Source organism: Paenibacillus sp. V4I5 (genome assembly GCF_030817255.1).
Taxonomy (GTDB): domain Bacteria; phylum Bacillota; class Bacilli; order Paenibacillales; family NBRC-103111; genus Paenibacillus_E.
This window is the reverse complement of record NZ_JAUSZB010000002.1, coordinates 888338-902874: the sequence shown is the minus strand read 5'-3', so window position 1 is coordinate 902874 and position 14537 is coordinate 888338. Positions and strand designations below refer to the sequence as shown.

At 42.5% G+C, this 14537-nt stretch carries 16 protein-coding genes; 15 read left to right on the top strand and 1 reads right to left on the bottom strand.

Annotation, left to right across the window (positions count from 1 at the left end; all coding sequences use genetic code 11):
- The first annotated feature begins 36 nt into the window (after positions 1-36).
- The 5 genes from QFZ78_RS06160 to QFZ78_RS06140 all read left to right on the top strand — a co-directional run bounded on the left by QFZ78_RS06160 (position 37) and on the right by QFZ78_RS06140 (position 5604).
- A complete protein-coding gene (locus QFZ78_RS06160; RefSeq protein WP_307546147.1) occupies positions 37-1239 on the top strand; it encodes an enolase C-terminal domain-like protein in 1203 nt (400 codons plus the stop codon).
- Positions 1240-1273: 34 nt separating this feature from the next.
- Positions 1274-2506, top strand: a complete 1233-nt coding sequence (locus QFZ78_RS06155; protein WP_307546146.1) for an MFS transporter — start codon at positions 1274-1276, stop codon at positions 2504-2506.
- A gap of 424 nt (positions 2507-2930) precedes the next feature.
- Entirely contained in the window at positions 2931-4430 is a 1500-nt protein-coding gene (locus QFZ78_RS06150; RefSeq protein ID WP_307546145.1) for a malate:quinone oxidoreductase, read from the top strand.
- Positions 4431-4629: 199 nt separating this feature from the next.
- Entirely contained in the window at positions 4630-5088 is a 459-nt protein-coding gene (tsaA, locus tag QFZ78_RS06145) for a tRNA (N6-threonylcarbamoyladenosine(37)-N6)-methyltransferase TrmO (RefSeq protein WP_307546144.1), read from the top strand.
- A 24-nt stretch (positions 5089-5112) separates the two neighbouring features.
- The gene (locus QFZ78_RS06140) at positions 5113-5604 is read left to right on the top strand and encodes a cysteine hydrolase family protein (protein WP_373461003.1); all 492 of its coding nucleotides are present in this window, start codon (positions 5113-5115) and stop codon (positions 5602-5604) included.
- Positions 5605-5744: 140 nt separating this feature from the next.
- On the opposite strand, the gene QFZ78_RS06135 is transcribed toward QFZ78_RS06140, so the two are convergent.
- Positions 5745-6290 (bottom strand): helix-turn-helix domain-containing protein, encoded by a 546-nt coding sequence (locus tag QFZ78_RS06135; protein ID WP_307546143.1) that lies wholly within the window; start codon positions 6288-6290, stop codon positions 5745-5747.
- Positions 6291-6478: 188 nt separating this feature from the next.
- Between QFZ78_RS06135 and QFZ78_RS06130 the strand changes: the two genes are divergently transcribed.
- From QFZ78_RS06130 to QFZ78_RS06085, 10 genes are all read left to right on the top strand, one after another.
- Complete coding sequence (locus QFZ78_RS06130) at positions 6479-6718, top strand: PLD nuclease N-terminal domain-containing protein (protein WP_307546142.1); 240 nt, start codon at positions 6479-6481, stop codon at positions 6716-6718.
- Entirely contained in the window at positions 6715-7620 is a 906-nt protein-coding gene (locus QFZ78_RS06125) for an ABC transporter ATP-binding protein (protein WP_307546141.1), read from the top strand. The genes QFZ78_RS06130 and QFZ78_RS06125 overlap by 4 nt, the downstream gene beginning before the upstream one ends.
- Positions 7617-8405 carry an ABC transporter permease gene (locus QFZ78_RS06120; protein ID WP_307546140.1) on the top strand — a complete coding sequence of 263 codons (789 nt, stop codon included), beginning with the start codon at positions 7617-7619 and terminating at the stop codon, positions 8403-8405. Before QFZ78_RS06125 ends, QFZ78_RS06120 begins: the two co-directional genes overlap by 4 nt.
- Positions 8406-8501: 96 nt before the next feature.
- Positions 8502-9248, top strand: a complete 747-nt coding sequence (locus tag QFZ78_RS06115) for a WecB/TagA/CpsF family glycosyltransferase (RefSeq protein ID WP_307546139.1) — start codon at positions 8502-8504, stop codon at positions 9246-9248.
- 254 nt (positions 9249-9502) lie between these two features.
- Positions 9503-9805 carry a hypothetical protein gene (locus tag QFZ78_RS06110; protein ID WP_307546138.1) on the top strand — a complete coding sequence of 101 codons (303 nt, stop codon included), beginning with the start codon at positions 9503-9505 and terminating at the stop codon, positions 9803-9805.
- A gap of 13 nt (positions 9806-9818) precedes the next feature.
- The gene (locus QFZ78_RS06105; protein WP_307546137.1) at positions 9819-10277 is read left to right on the top strand and encodes a hypothetical protein; all 459 of its coding nucleotides are present in this window, start codon (positions 9819-9821) and stop codon (positions 10275-10277) included.
- Positions 10278-10324: 47 nt separating this feature from the next.
- On the top strand, positions 10325-12001 hold the full coding sequence (locus QFZ78_RS06100) for a glycosyl hydrolase family 18 protein (RefSeq protein WP_307546136.1): 1677 nt from the start codon (positions 10325-10327) through the stop codon (positions 11999-12001).
- Positions 12002-12127: 126 nt separating this feature from the next.
- Entirely contained in the window at positions 12128-12646 is a 519-nt protein-coding gene (locus QFZ78_RS06095; RefSeq protein WP_307546135.1) for a cupin domain-containing protein, read from the top strand.
- A 138-nt stretch (positions 12647-12784) separates the two neighbouring features.
- Positions 12785-12985 carry a tautomerase family protein gene (locus tag QFZ78_RS06090; protein ID WP_307546134.1) on the top strand — a complete coding sequence of 67 codons (201 nt, stop codon included), beginning with the start codon at positions 12785-12787 and terminating at the stop codon, positions 12983-12985.
- A gap of 336 nt (positions 12986-13321) precedes the next feature.
- Positions 13322-14524 (top strand): multidrug effflux MFS transporter, encoded by a 1203-nt coding sequence (locus QFZ78_RS06085; protein WP_307546133.1) that lies wholly within the window; start codon positions 13322-13324, stop codon positions 14522-14524.
- Positions 14525-14537 lie beyond the last annotated feature (13 nt).

The following is a 14537-nucleotide window of genomic DNA, read 5'->3' as shown; positions in this document are numbered from 1 at the left end:
TATATAAATTCTTCAGAAATGGGAGATGCGCCTAACATGTCACAATTACAAATCCGAGATGTGCGGACGATTTTAACTGCACCAGATGGTGTTAACCTTGTTGTCGTTAAAATAGAAACGAATGAGCCCGGCTTGTACGGTTTGGGCTGTGCAACCTTTACACAGCGTCATTTGGCCGTGGCAACCGCTGTAGATCAATACTTGAAACCATTCCTCATCGGAAAGGATCCTCTCCGAATCGAGGACATTTGGCAAACCTCAATGGTCAGTGCCTACTGGCGCAACGGACCGGTGCTGAATAATGCTGTTTCAGGTGTGGACATGGCACTGTGGGATATTAAGGGCAAGCTCGCGAACATGCCCGTGTATGAGATGCTTGGCGGAAAGCTCCGAGAAGCGGCGGTCGTTTACCGGCATACTGACGGTCGGGATGAACAAGAAGTAGAAGAAAATGTACGCAAGTATATCGATCAGGGCTACCGCATCCTACGCTGTCAAATGGGTGGGTATGGCGGGAAAGGCCATAAGTTTCATTCACCGGAGAACGCGCAGCAAGGGTCCTATTTCGACCCAGATGCATACACACGAAGTGTGCCGCGGTTGTTTGAGCATTTGCGCAGCAAGCTCGGTAATGAAATTGAGCTGCTGCACGACATTCATGAGCGTCTTGTGCCTATTGAAGCGGTACGGTTGGCCAAACAGCTTGAGCCATATCGATTGTTTTTCTTAGAGGATGCTCTTCCACCCGAGCAGTTGAATTGGTTCCGGCAAATCCGCAGTCAGTGCGCTACGCCGCTCGCTATGGGCGAACTGTTCGTCCATTCTGCGGAATGGATGCCGCTTGTGACAGAAAGATTGATCGATTTCATTCGCTGCCACATCAGTGCCATCGGCGGGATGACGCCTGCCAAGAAGCTGGCGACGCTATGTGAGGCGTTTGGTATACGAACAGCTTGGCATGGACCGAATGATATCTCTCCGGTGGGTCAGGCTGCTAATATTCATCTTGACTTGAGCAACCCGAATTTTGGCGTTCAGGAGTGGAGTGAATTTTCCGACAAAATGCGCGAAGTGTTTCCGGGCTGTCCAGTGGTTCGAAACGGCTATGTATATCTGAATGAGAAGCCTGGTTTGGGTGTCGATCTGGACGAGAGCAAAGCATCGCTTTATCCCTGCCATAATCGTCTACCAGAGTGGACGCTTTCTCGCATTCCCGACGGTTCTCCAGTGCGACCATAAAACTCAAGTCCTTCGAGTAGGAGTTTAAACCGACATGGCGATTCCCATTTTGTTCAATCGCATACCACCAGATAAACGTCTGGACAGAGAGGCAGCGATCACCTTAGCTCTTCAGTCACTATTCACCTTCGGTTCATCACTGTCCAGCATTTTTCTGAACCTGTATCTGTGGCGGTTGACGGAAAGTTTATGGATTAACGGGATTTACAACATTGTTTCCAATGCTTTCATTGCCGTATGCTTCGTAATCGGCGGTAAACTGGCAAAGAAGTTGGACCGTATGGTCGTGTACCGAATCGGAATCACACTCATTGCTTTGTTTTACCTTTGTATCCTGCTGGCGAAGGTGCATGTAGCCGAATATTATATACTTTTCGCCGTATTCTCCGGGATTGGCAGCGGGTTTTATTGGATAGGTTATTGGACACTGCTATATGATGTTTCGAACGATGGGAACCGCATGCGGTTCTTGGGGCTCAGCTCAGCGTTCTCGACTGCTGCTGCGATGTCCGGGCCGCTATTATCGGGGGTGATCTTCAACGCGGTAGGAGGCTTGCGCGGCTATACAATCGTATTTGGTATCGCTTTTGTTGTATTTTTATTGACGGCTGTCTTGAGCCTGCTGGTGCCGAAAGCTCCAAGCCACCGCAAAGCTTACTATCTCGGGCATATGGGGCTGCTGCTGCGTAAAAACAAAACATGGCGTAAAGCGATGTACGGCAATTTAATCACAGGAATTATGCAGGGAGTCTTTTTGTTTCTGCCGCAAATCCTTCTGATAGCAGTCTTTCAAAAAGAGTCTTTCGTCAGTTATTTTGGAGCTTTCCTCTCGATGCTGACAATTTTAATTAATATATTATTCTCCAAACTGGCAAGGGAACGTCACGAGCGAAAATATTTACTTTGGTCCGTCATTGGCTATATGATTGCGGCTTCTCTTCTGTTGTTCAAACTGTCGCCAGTTATTGTAATCAGCTTTATGATCCTGCAGACGCTGTTCGGACCTCTGAAGTCCAATGCATTTGATTCCTATTTTTATCGGTTAATTGGCACCTTACCTCTGAAGGGCAAGCTGCGAATCGAGTCGATGGTCGTCCGTGAAATATGCTGGGATGCAGGTAGGATAGCGACAGTTTTTCTACTGATTTCTCTTTCTAGCAATTTGAATGCCCCATGGTTGCCTTGGGTCGTCATTGGATCATGTACGTCGCAATTCTTATTATTCTTTCTGATGGATGAATTGGAACAATCTACGAAGAGAAGATGAAATCTCCGACCATTGTTCGGAAATCTCATAAAGACGCTATTGGCCTAACCGCTAATGGCGTTTTTGCATCCGGGGAATTGGGTTCCGAAAATTTTTTCCAAATCGTTTTGCGATTATATAAAAGAGGTAAAAGGAGATGAGTTCAATTTGAGTAACCGAATCTTTACCCAAATTTGCAGAATTTGCGTAAAGATGAGTGCTGAAATGACAGACTATGCCATTCTCACTTTTTACAGCTTTTAAATAGCTTATAATTATCATATAATAGTAGATATTTTAATCTATAAATAATTGTAAAACACGATGATATTGTTATAATTAAACAGAAAAGGTGTGTGACTTGGTCGCGCCTTATCTTGGTGTGACGCTCTAGCAGGAGCGCCTACATCCTTTCTGCAAATTTCAGGGTATAAGGATGGTAAAAATGAGCAACAGAGAAACTAAAACAGACGTCATTTTAATTGGTTCCGGAATCATGAGTGCGACTTTAGGGACACTTCTCAAAGAATTAGTACCGGAATGGAAAATTACAGTGTTTGAGAAGCTCGAAAATGCAGGAGAGGAAAGCTCTAACGAATGGAATAATGCAGGAACAGGGCATGCGGCACTGTGCGAGCTTAACTACACTGACGAAAAATCTGATGGATCTATAGATATTAGCAAAGCTATCAAAATTAATGAACAGTTTCAGCTTTCAATGCAATTTTGGTCTTATCTTGTAAACAGCAAGCTGATACGTGATCCGCAGAATTTTATCATGCCATTGCCTCATATGAGTTTGGTACAAGGGGAACAAAATGTAACGTTTTTAAAGAAACGTTTTGAAGCGATGTCTAATAATCCTTTATTTCAAGGGATGGAATTTTCCGATGACCCTGAAAAACTGATGGAATGGATTCCGCTTATTATACAAGATCGTCCATCGAATGAACCTATAGCGGCAACCAAAATTGACTCTGGAACTGATGTCAACTTTGGTGCTTTAACGCGCAATTTGTTTGACCACTTAAAGAGTAAAAACGTCGATATTAAATACAAACATAGCGTTGATAATATTAAACGTACTAGCGATGGCTCGTGGGAATTGAAAGTACGAAACGACAGCGGTAACGTCGAACGCCATACTGCAAAATTCGTCTTTATCGGTGGCGGGGGAGGAAGCCTGCATTTACTGCAAAAATCCGGTATTCCTGAAGGAAAACATATTGGAGGATTCCCGGTAAGCGGAATATTTATGGTGTGTAAAAATCCGGATGTTGTAGCGCAGCATCATGCCAAAGTATACGGAAAAGCTAAGGTTGGAGCTCCTCCAATGTCTGTTCCGCATCTTGACACAAGATTTATCGACAATAAAAAATCGTTGCTATTTGGACCGTTTGCCGGCTTCTCACCAAAGTTTTTAAAAACCGGTTCCATGTTTGATTTGGTAACTTCCGTAAAACCGGATAATCTCGTAACTATGTTATCGGCAGGTGCAAAAAATATGTCATTGACAAAATACCTGATCGAGCAAGTCATGTTATCGAAAGAAAAGCGCATGGAAGAGTTGCGAGAGTTTATCCCAAGCGCCAAAAGTGAGGATTGGGATTTAGTAGTAGCGGGCCAACGTGTGCAAGTTATCAAAGATACTGAAGCTGGCGGCAAAGGTACACTTCAATTCGGTACAGAAGTTATTAGTGCCACTGATGGCTCGATTGCAGCATTACTAGGTGCTTCTCCAGGTGCTTCTACTGCTGTTCACGTTATGCTTGAGGTAATTAAAAAATGCTTCCCGCAACATATGAAAGAGTGGGAACCGAAAATTAAAGAAATGATTCCTTCATATGGCGTGTCACTTATGGAAAATCCAGAGCTTCTGCACGAAATTCATACTTCAACAACAAAGACGCTTGGTCTAAACGAAAAAGAGCTAGTCTATAGTTAATTCTTTGGAGAAACAAAGGTGTTTGATGATAAAGTTTAAGCAATATTTTTCAACAGGCGGCATTCCAGGATTGAATAGGAACTGGCCCAAACATTAAAAGCGCGATGTTATTTTAGCATCGCGCTTTTAAATTTAAAAAAGAAAGGCTCGAAGGAGTCGGACAAACGCGCGCAATTATCCAGTGTATAGGAGGAAATCTATGTACAGCGTTAAACCCATCGCATATATCAGAAACAGTAGAGAAGCAATAGAAGATGATTATTGGGGTAATATTGTATCGACTATTGAACTTACTAGCGAATTTAGCGAAGAGAGCGTTCAGGGGATCGAAGATTTTTCCCATCTAGAAGTCATTTTCTACTTTAATCAAGTGCAAGATGATCATATTCAATTCGATGCCAGACACCCTCGAAATAATATAGAGTACCCTAAAGTAGGGATTTTTGCACAGCGGGGTAAGAATAGACCGAACAAACTGGGGTTAACTACAGTAGAGGTTTTAAAGCGCGAGGGAAAAATTATTTACATAAAAGGTCTTGATGCAATAAACGGGACACCAGTATTGGACTTGAAGCCTGTAATGAAGGAATTTGCCCCGAAAGGAGAGATCAAGCAGCCAGACTGGGTATCAGACCTTATGAAAGAATACTGGGAATAATTTGTGAAGAAGGGAGCATTTAATATGGATAAACCGATGAAAATTGCACTTTTGATCGTCGATATGCAAAAAAATTCCCTGCAAGACCATCCCGTGGCAATCGCATGCGAGTATATTAATCATGTTGCTCAAACTCTGCGATCAAGCGGACATTACGTCATTCATATACAAGATGTAGAAGATGCCGAAGCTGTTAGTCCAGAACTGTTGGATTTCATTCCAGAGATTCAAGTGGAGAATGATGACCTCATTGTGAAGAAGACCTTCTCCAATGCTTTCTGGAAAACGGAATTAGAACAAATTCTGCTCAATCGTCAGATTGGCCTTGTCGTGGTAGCAGGCTTTGACGCCGGGAATTGCGTCTTATTTACATACAATGGAGCGATAGAACGCGGGTTTAAGGCAGCCATTTTACAGCATGGAATTTTGAGTTCAAAAGAAGATCTTATTGCTCTTGCATACCGCGATCGCCATGTGATTTCTTATCCGGTAATTGAGTTTATGGTTCAGTCATAGAAACAAAGAATAAACCCTCCCAGTTCTAGCAAAGCTAGAGATAACTTATTGGGGAGGGTTTTTATTATGACATTGAAGGATTTGGGATGCTGTATCCTAAATTTTGTAGGGCGGCATCATGTTTTTTTAAATTTTCTATTTTAGGATTCTGGAATAATGGTAAACGCAATAGTTCGAATGGGTGCATCCAGAACATTACTTTTGTTAGCAGTGTTGTAGTATTTTATCACCAGGTCGTTTAATTCAGTTTGAAACTTTTTAAAATTTGCATCATCAAGCTTTAATTCTACAAGTGAAAAAGTAGAACCATCATCCGAGCAATCTTGTTCTTCTAATTTGGTAAGATAGTTTTGATATTGAGTCATAAGGGATAATTGGTAATACGAAATATAATTCAGCTTTTCCTTAGTAGAAGACTTTTTCCAATCATTTGCACTAAGTCGGGCTTCTTCTTCATTTAAAGTATAGTATTTTTCGGAAATGGATCTCACTTTTTTTTCTTTAATAATGCGGATAACTCCAGCATCTAACAAAACTTGAATATGTCTATATAGTGTTGCCTGAGGCACATCTTTTATGATTTTTACCATTTCTAGTGGGGTCAGTCCATTTTCTTTGTTTCTCATTAAAGCTTGAGAAATCTTCATCCTTACTGGGTGCAGGATAATTTCAGCTTTATTAATCATTTTTTTCTCCCCAATCATAAAAAGATTTCGTAATTATCTATAATGATAATATTCTCATTGTAAATAACAATGAAAGTTAAAACAATATTCTTTAAAGAAAAAATAAGTGTAACATTTTACATTCTTATGTTATCATTATCGATAATGATAATAAAAATATTCATAATGACTTTAGGGGAGTGGTTAATTTGCAAATGCATTACGGGTGGAACGAATTAAAAGATATTGATTTCATGTCTGTGTTACCGGTTATTTTACCGGTACTTATTGTAGGGGTGATTTTGATCCTAATAGCATTAATGGATTTATACAAGCACAGGAAAACGAGGAAAAATGTACTGCTGTGGAGTCTCATTATTATTTTTCTAAACACGTTTGGTCCGATACTATACTTTGTTATTGGCAGAAAGGACCGTGAAAGAACATGAAATTAGAAGTCAAAAATGTTACTAAAACATATAAAGAAAAAACGGCTGTAAATGACTTTTCAATGGTTCTGCAATCTGGAGAATGTGTGGGATTGATAGGGCCGAATGGGGCCGGTAAATCTACACTCATCAAAGTTATTTCAGATATTATTAATCCTACCATGGGAGAAATATTGCTTAACGGGAAGAAAATTTCGCAAATGAAAAAGGAAATTGGCTACTTACCACAGTACCCTAACTTTTATCATTGGATGACTGCACAAGAAACTCTTGCTTTCATGGGGGAACTATCAGGATTAAGAAAAGAAGATTTAACAAAAGCTATCCCAGAGATATTATCTAAAGTAGGGTTAAGTGGAGAAGAGAATTCAAAAGTTGGAACATTTTCAGGTGGCATGAAACAGAGACTTGGAATTGCACAGGCGTTGTTACACAAACCATCATTGATTGTAATGGATGAGCCGGTATCGGCATTAGACCCAATTGGTCGAAGAGAAGTACTGAATCTACTCGAAGAAATCAAAAGAGAGACGACGATTTTATTGTCGACGCATATATTAAGTGATGCTGAAGAAATATGTGAAAGATTTATTATAATCAAGAATGGTCAAAAAATTGAAGATACTACCATTTCCGACTTGTTAAACAGCAATAGCCAAAATAAAATGATTTTTGAAGTTACGTCTATCAATCAAAAATGGATGGAAGTTTTGAGAAATTTGAACTATGTAAAGGATGTAGAGGCAGTAGGAAACAAAATAAAAATAGAAGTGGAACATATAGGTTTGAATAAGAACATGTTATTAAGAAGTGCTATGGAACATCAGGTTGATCTCGTAAAGTTTGAAATCACCAACGATACATTAGAAGAGATATTCATAAAATTGGTGGTGGAAAAATGAATCATTTAAATGTGCTAATGAAAAAAGAGTTTGTTCAAATGTGGCGTGAATTTAAAGTTATTTGGCTGCCTCTCGTATTTATATTTTTAGGAGTAACTCAACCCGTTGTTAGCCATTATTTACCTTCTATATTAAAAACACTCGGTGGAGCACAAGGTATCACAATTGATCCTAGTATGGCTGCTCAACAAGGTGGGGAAGTACTCGCAAGTACTTTAGCTGCTCAATTTGATCAGTTGGGGGTTATCATTATTGCAATTTCGATGATGGGAGTCTTACAGACAGATAAAGCAAATGGTATGTTAGCTTTTATTCTTACAAGACCGGTCGCTATAATATCGTACATAGGTGGGAAAATAATTGCCAATTACATATTTGTTGCTTGTTCTGTGGTGTTAGGTTACTTGATTTCGTATGTGTATGTTAATTTGTTGTTTACTAATGTTAATTTTGTGGACGTGATAATAGCTTCGTTGTTCTACTTGTTATGGGTTCTGTTTATGGTAACCTTCACTACGATGATAAGCACTATTTTTAATAGCCAAGGTATTATTGCATTAATTTCAATTGTTTTCCTACTAGGTTGTAGAATTGTACTTGGTTTGAGTACTCTTACAGATTTTATGAATCCCGCAAGTATGAGTAAACATGCGATGGAAGTATTAATTACAGGAGCAGTCAACCCCAATGTCATATGGAATGGTTTAGTGGTACTTATATGGATTGTACTAACAATCATTGTAACGATCTTTTGGATTTCTAGTAAAAAGTTTAACAATGAATAACCCAGTTGATAATCCTTGACCTCAAAATACGATGGACAGGATAGTCTGAAGTAATCCTTTATGTTAGTATATGGTTAAAAATCAAAGGTGGATTCAATGGAGAACTGTTCGCAAATAATGGGAATTCCAGTACCAAAAGTAACTATGGAAGAAACAGTAACTATAATTGACCAAGTAATAACGGAAAAAAAAGCGGAACTGTTCCATGTGGTAACAATAAATCCAGAAATCACCATGTCTAGTCAACATGATTTATTGCTCCGCTCCATAATTGATGAGGCTGGTCACCTAACCGCGGATGGTGCAGGTATTGTTATGGTCTCCCGTTTAAAAGGAAATCCACTTCCCGAACGTGTTACAGGATGTGATCTTCTAATCCATTTATTGGAGATAGGGAACGAAAAAAGATGGTCGTTTTATCTTCTTGGCGCGAATGAGGTAACTAGTAAAAAGGCTGCAGAAGAAATAAGTAAGAGATACCCAAACGTATCTGTTTTAGGTAGACAACATGGCTTTTTTGATCAGAAGGTTGAGGAACAAATTGTAGATGAAATTGCGACCTTGAGTCCCGATGTTTTAGTAGTTGCACTCGGAGCCCCCAAAGCTGAATTTTGGATACATAAGTATAAAAATAAATTAAATGTTAGGGTTGCTATTGGCGTAGGAGGAAGTCTTGACATCATTGCCGGAACAGTAAAAAGAGCACCAGCTATATGGCAAAAGTTAAATGTGGAATGGCTGTACCGATTAATAAATCAACCTTCTAGATGGCGAAGACAATTAATTTTGCCTCGTTTTGCAATGAAAGCATTGTTGTTTAAAGAAAATAACCGTTTACAATAATTGTTCAAGAAATAAAAATCTAACTAACGGGAAAACGATAGTGGAGGAGCTTGCCGTGAGGCAGATCCTCTTTTTTCATTGAAAGAACGGCAATTATACTTCAACAAGAAAAAGGGAATTAAAACATACTCCGAATAATATAAGTATGAATTATTGGGATGTGATTGGGATGGACTTTGAAAAAGACATTACCCCCTGAAATCGACGAAATTCGACGAATTGTTATAAAAGCTATGCATAAGGAGTGAATCACGATGGCGAATAATTACAAACGCTTCATTCAAAATCAATTCGAAAAAGCGAAGTCAACCGCTTCCGAATTCATTTCTTCAAGAAGTGAAGAACAAGAAGAAGGCACTATAGAACTCAATCCGCAATATTATGTTGAGCTGAAAGCAATCGCCGATATGCAGCATACGACGGTGCAAGAGATCGTCAATGCAATCATTGTCCAATACCTGGCAAGCGCCCCATACGAATCAACCCCCATCTCAGTGGATCAAAAGGAAGATAACCCACTTCTGTATTTGGTTGGTATTTGCAAACTAGAGGATTAAGGAGTACTGACATATGGATAACCACTTGAACATTCAGGATGCAATTTTTCTGGATGAAACAGCTTTAGCCGCTTTAATGAACCCTGAAGACCCCTACTTTGCGAAAGCCCGTTCCCTGTTCCTGGATTTGCATGATCTTGAACGTAATTACATGACGACCAACTCCATTATATTTGATCTTCACGAATGGCTTCGCAATGAATACAGCTATCAGCAGGCGGAATATTTTCTGAATGCAATTGATAAAGCAGTGAGTAAAGGAAGGCTGGCGCTAGTCTCCAGCGGCCCCGAATTGGAGGGGGAATCGCGCAGACTGCTTATGGACAGACCCGAGCTCCGTTTCTCGCTCAGCGAAGCATTCACTGCTGTGACCATGTCCTATTATCAGGTAAAACGCATCTTTACTTTCAATCGCAATTTCATCATGCTTGCCAATTTGGATAAGGATATTCGAATCATTCCATCCAATTAAAATCCTATTAACAAATACAGCCTGCCCTCTTAAGAGGCCGGCTGTATTTGTTTCGTTGCAGCAGGATAGATAATAGTTTATCTCGAATTAGTAGAGTTGATGTCACAGAGAAGGAGAGAAACATGTACAAGAAAATGATAGGATTTGCCGTTGTGTTCCTGTTCGCAACAGCCGGAAACACTTATGCCTACGATGTCCCAATGGTTACATATAAGGATGTGGCGGACCAAGCTTGGGAAAAAGATTACGTGTACACTTTATCAGCGCTCGGTATTATTGAGGGGTATCCGGATTCCCGTTATCATTCCGAAGAAGCGTTGTCCCGGGAAGCCTTTATCAAGCTCTTGGTCGCTACGGCTAAACTGGATATTTCCCATACTTCGGGGATCGTGCCTACAGACGCGACCGGCCGTTGGTCGGCTCCATATATAGCGGCCGCTTCGGAGCGGCACTGGATCGATTTTATGGTGAACGAGGCCGGCGAATTGAAGCCGGAGCAGCCGATTACGCGCGAAGAAGTGGCCGCCGTCGTCGGTAAGTATCTATTGGACAAGGTGGGAACAGCCGGCTCTCAGTGGACATCGGGAGATTGGTCGAAGGAACGGGATGAACGAGCGTTTGCCGACAGCTCAAAAATTAATGATAATCTAGCACCGTACGTGTTTTATACGGTAAACCGGACCGTCATGGAAGGTGATAACCAAGGTTTCCGTCCGAAAAGCGGATTGATCCGCAGCGAGGCAGCCGCCGTGATCAACCGCCTTGTCGATATCGAAGCGGCAGAGAAGGAATTGGAAGTGACTGGATTTTATGCAATCAAATCGAGCCCTGCCATCGTCCGCATGCCGCTCGTCGACAACGTCGTAATGGGATGGTCCCATCTCGAATACGATACGGAGGGGACGGCAAAACTGGGTACGGATACGACCGTCTTCAAAGTTCCGGATGGGTACTCGGACGTGGTGAAGTCTGCCGATCAGGCCCATGTCCATAAAGAACTGATGGTTTTTTACAACGATGGCAAGAAACTGTCAGCATTTTTGCGAGACGTGCCAGCGCAGATGGCGTTTATCGACCAGCTCGTCACCAAACTCGGAGATCCGGCATTCGGGTTTTCCGGCGTTTCCTTGGATTTTGAAGGGTTGATGGATGCATCAGATGCGCCGAATTACTTGCAATTTGTCCGGGACGTGAATGCGGCCATAGGGAGTAAAACCCTCTCCGTTTCCGTACCAACGGATTATTATTATAAAGGCTACGATTTAAAAGGGCTCAGCGAAACGGCTGACACCCTTAACCTGATGGCGTACGATTTTACGCACGATGATTCGAACCTTCCTTCGGCGCCGCTGCCGCTCGTCAGGGATGGGGTGGAGAGAGCGCTCAGGCAGGGCGTGCCTGCCAGCAAGCTTGTGCTCGGCATTTCCAAGCAGGCGAACCAGTGGATTACAACGAATGGCAAAACGACAACCGCCGGGCCGAGCATTGATCTGGTGGAAAAACGCCTCGCGGACCCGAATGCTTCCAAAACCTGGAGTCTGCCGTATTTCCTGAAGCTGATTCATTACCAGGATGGCAGCACTGCGAACGAAATTTATTATGAAGACACGCAAAGCATCGCCAAAAAAATCTGGCTCGCCAAAGTCTATAACCTTAAAGGCATTTCTCTCTGGCATATGGGCAATTTCACCGCATCCGACTGGGATACGATCGCCAAAAGATAACGCCATATAACGTCGCCTTCTGGAAAAGAAGGTGACGTTTTTCGTTTTGTTTTTGGTACAATAAAGCTATGGATGCGAACCATTGGAGGAACTGTAATTGAGAGCGGAAAGGCAGAGTTGATGCGGATGAGAAAAGAGTCCCTCGTTCATCTTGATGGTAGAACAGTAACATTACTGGACAGCGGTACAGACGATCAAGGACAATACCTGTTAATTGAACACATGATTATTCAGCAAGGTGCGATGAACGGTCCTCATTGGCATCCTGTTCTTCAAGAAAAATTCACGGTGAAGGAGGGACGAATGCGATTTGTGATAAACGGCAAAGAAACGATTTTGGAACAAGGAGGTTGGGTCACCATTCATCCCAATGAGACTCATCAGTTCTGGAATGTTAGTGATAATCGGCTAATTGCACTGCACGAAGTTCGTCCCCCGGGACAACATTGGAAGATGTTTAAGTTAATTCATAAATTAGAATGTGAGGGTAAGCTAAACAAGAAGGGAGTTCCATCAAACCCATTATGGCTTGGAGTCGCTTGGAAATGTATCGATGGTTACATAGTGGGTCCACCGCGAAGCGTGCAAACGGTATTCTTGGGTGGCTTGGCACGGCTAGCCGAGTTTCTTCGATATCGAATATGATAATCTCGAAGGCTAAGCCCTCCAGCTAGTAGTATCGAAGACATCTATAAAGAATTTGAAGAACATATAGAGACCCATGGATACTTTATTGAGAAAAAGTAATTCGGACGTGCTTCATAATTATTGAGGAGGATCAAGATGCCGTATATCAATCTACAAATAACTAAGGGTGCCAACCGTGACCAAAAAGCCCGAATAGTCAAGGATTTTACTGAGACACTTGTCACTGTACTCGGTAAAAAGCCTGAACATATCCACATTGTTATTCAAGAAATTGAAGATGAGAATTGGGGTTTCAGCGGTATTCTAACTGATGACTTTCGTAAAAGAGAAGGATGAGTTACTAGACTAACGGAGAACGATAGCACGGTGAAAAATCAAATTGATTAAAACCTCACAATTCAAGTGAAGCTATGGACTAAGAGATGAATTCGGAGGTTTTTGTATGAAATTTAAAAGATTCATGGATGATATATGATGCGGATAAACGTAGATTAGGATTCAGCTCGCACGCACATAATTTGTTGTCGGAATCCGTACAGTTGTGATAGGCTGAAAAAAGACTCTTTGCTTCGAAACGTACAAGCCAGCTTCCGGATCTTGTGCAAATTTGAAGCGACAAATAGAGATGTAGAGTCTTGGATATGGAATGAAGAATAGGAGATTCTCTTACTTATGACCAACAAGAACAATCTGCATGTGTTTAGACTAGCTATGCTGCTCGGTTTATTTTCGACACTCGGGCCTTTTACTATCGATATGTATCTACCGGCGTTCCCGGAGATTGTGAAGCAATTCGATACAACGGCTTCGCTGGTACAGCTCAGCCTGACCGCTTGTTTACTCGGACTGGGCATCGGCCAGGTCGTCATGGGTTCGCTGAGCGACGTCTACGGTAGACGCAATCCGCTGCTTATCTCCATGGCCGTTTATGTCGCTGCCTCGTTAGCTTGCGCATTCTCGCCAAATATCTGGCTGTTGATCGCATTCCGGTTCGTGCAGGGATTTGCCGCTTCGGCGGGCATTGTCATTTCCCGCGCGATCGCACGCGACCTGTACAGCGGTAACGAGCTCACAAAATTTTTCTCGCTGCTCTTGCTTGTCGGTAATTTGGGTCCGCTTGTAGCACCGGTTGCCGGTAGTGGGGTTCTTTCTTTCACTACTTGGATCGGAGTCTTTATAGCGCTGGCACTGCTGGGAATCTACCTATTGTCGATGACAAAATGGAGGCTGCGGGAGACTCTGCCATCTGATCGCCGCAGGCCCAGCAATTTCGTGCAGCAGCTGCGGAACTACGGATCGCTCTTGCGAGATCGCCAGTTTGTCGGCTATATGCTGGCTCAGGGCATTATGATCGCGGGGGTCTTCGCGTATGTTTCGGGAACGCCCTTTATTTATCAAAATATTTACGGGGCCACGCCGACCGTTTTCGCTCTTTTGTTCGGATCGAACGGCATCAGCCTGATCATCGGCTCCCAACTGGTCGGGCGGATGTCGCATCGCGTATCCGAACACACCTTTCTGTTATTCGGCCTATGGCTTGCCTGCTTGGCAAGCGTCGTTGTCTTAGTGGTGGCCACCGTCCATGGACCGCTTTTCGCATTGGTGATTCCGTTATTTTTCTTCGTAGCGGCAATCGGCATTACATCCACGGCAGCATTCCCGCTTGCAATGGAGAGCCAGGGTCATATGGCGGGCAGCGCTGCTGCGTTACTTGGTGTCATTCCCTTCTTGCTCGGAGCGGTCGTCTCTCCGCTAGTTGGCATCGCGGGTGAAGACACTGCCGTTCCGCTGGGCGTAATTATTTTATTGACGAGCACCGTAGCGATGCTGGCCTACTTCTTTCTGGTAAGAAGAAGCACGCGTGGAACAGCTTAAGTTAGTAGCATGC

Excerpts from the sequence above, each read along its gene's own strand:
- QFZ78_RS06085 (WP_307546133.1), top strand. The coding sequence starts at position 13,322 with ATGACCAACAAGAACAATCTGCATGTGTTTAGACTAGCTATGCTGCTC.
- QFZ78_RS06115 (WP_307546139.1), top strand. The coding sequence starts at position 8,502 with ATGGAGAACTGTTCGCAAATAATGGGAATTCCAGTACCAAAAGTAACT.
- QFZ78_RS06135 (WP_307546143.1), bottom strand. The coding sequence starts at position 6,290 with ATGATTAATAAAGCTGAAATTATCCTGCACCCAGTAAGGATGAAGATT.
- tsaA (WP_307546144.1), top strand. The coding sequence starts at position 4,630 with ATGTACAGCGTTAAACCCATCGCATATATCAGAAACAGTAGAGAAGCA.
- QFZ78_RS06155 (WP_307546146.1), top strand. The coding sequence starts at position 1,274 with ATGGCGATTCCCATTTTGTTCAATCGCATACCACCAGATAAACGTCTG.
- QFZ78_RS06095 (WP_307546135.1), top strand. The coding sequence starts at position 12,128 with ATGAGAAAAGAGTCCCTCGTTCATCTTGATGGTAGAACAGTAACATTA.
- QFZ78_RS06125 (WP_307546141.1), top strand. The coding sequence starts at position 6,715 with ATGAAATTAGAAGTCAAAAATGTTACTAAAACATATAAAGAAAAAACG.
- QFZ78_RS06120 (WP_307546140.1), top strand. The coding sequence starts at position 7,617 with ATGAATCATTTAAATGTGCTAATGAAAAAAGAGTTTGTTCAAATGTGG.
- QFZ78_RS06150 (WP_307546145.1), top strand. The coding sequence starts at position 2,931 with ATGAGCAACAGAGAAACTAAAACAGACGTCATTTTAATTGGTTCCGGA.
- QFZ78_RS06160 (WP_307546147.1), top strand. The coding sequence starts at position 37 with ATGTCACAATTACAAATCCGAGATGTGCGGACGATTTTAACTGCACCA.
- QFZ78_RS06110 (WP_307546138.1), top strand. The coding sequence starts at position 9,503 with ATGGCGAATAATTACAAACGCTTCATTCAAAATCAATTCGAAAAAGCG.
- QFZ78_RS06090 (WP_307546134.1), top strand. The coding sequence starts at position 12,785 with ATGCCGTATATCAATCTACAAATAACTAAGGGTGCCAACCGTGACCAA.
- QFZ78_RS06140 (WP_373461003.1), top strand. The coding sequence starts at position 5,113 with ATGGATAAACCGATGAAAATTGCACTTTTGATCGTCGATATGCAAAAA.
- QFZ78_RS06105 (WP_307546137.1), top strand. The coding sequence starts at position 9,819 with ATGGATAACCACTTGAACATTCAGGATGCAATTTTTCTGGATGAAACA.